Annotated in this window: 2 protein-coding genes; both read right to left on the bottom strand. The window is 54.7% G+C overall.

Going from position 1 to position 861, the window contains the following annotated elements; all coding sequences use genetic code 11:
- Positions 1–253, bottom strand: a 253-nt coding sequence (tnpB, locus tag QWI17_RS16985) for an IS66 family insertion sequence element accessory protein TnpB (RefSeq protein ID WP_302723712.1), incomplete at its 3' end; no start/stop codon positions are given.
- Complete coding sequence (gene tnpA / locus QWI17_RS23695) at positions 250–582, bottom strand: IS66-like element accessory protein TnpA (protein WP_009684096.1); 333 nt, start codon at positions 580–582, stop codon at positions 250–252. The genes tnpA and tnpB, both read right to left, overlap by 4 nt.
- Positions 583–861 lie beyond the last annotated feature (279 nt).

Below are 861 nucleotides of genomic sequence, written 5' to 3'. Positions count from 1 at the left end.
GTTCGACTTCCGATCCGTGACGGATGCCGGGCCAATGAAACTTGCCTTGGTTCAATCGTCGCGCTGCCAGCCAAATGCCCACACCGTCATGCACCAAGACTTTCATTCGGTTGGCACGGCGATTAGCGAAGAGGTATGCGCAGTGCGGCTTCGCCACACCGAACACCGCGATCACCCTGGCCAGCGCGGTCTCGGTACCGGCGCGCATGTCCATAGGCTCGGTGGCAAGCCAGATGGCATCGATCCGAATCATTCCAACAGGTCTCGCAGAAAGGTGGCACAGGCGACAGCGCTTTCGGTCGGCCAGTTCACTTTGACGGTGCCACGCGGGTGCTGGATTTCAATGCAGATACTTGATGAAGCTGCCTGCGAATGTCCTCCGGCTAGCGGCAAGGGCACTGGAATGAAAGCAGGTTGCAGCGCCATAGTTTTGTTCGTGAGTACCCTAATCCATTTATGTACGAGGTTCGCGTTAAGGCTGTGCTTCTGCGCGACGCTGGCAATCGATGCGCCGGGCTGGGCGCACTCTTGGACAACTTGGGCCTTGAAGGATTTTGAATAGGAACGGCGTTGTGACTGCATGGAAAGACCCGCTTAAAAGGCTAGAAATGGTGTCCACTTAAATTAGGTGGACACCATCGCCTTTGGCGTCGGGGTCAGGAAGGTGAGTTGGCCGGACGGTTACAGCCTTGTCGGCTAAGACGCAGGTGAACCAAGATTTAACGCCTCCCCTCAAAAAAGCCAGCGCAGGAGCAACGAACACCTCAAGTCACAATCGCACCCGCGAAAGTCACTTTATAGCCAGCCTTGGTCGCCAAAAGGCCTTTATTTTCAACATATTGAGAATGTCAATAGATTTAT

Source organism: Gilvimarinus gilvus (genome assembly GCF_030518155.1).
Lineage (GTDB): Bacteria > Pseudomonadota > Gammaproteobacteria > Pseudomonadales > Cellvibrionaceae > Gilvimarinus > Gilvimarinus gilvus.
The sequence above is the reverse complement of the archived record's forward strand: the minus strand, read 5'-3'. Positions and strand labels throughout refer to the sequence as shown.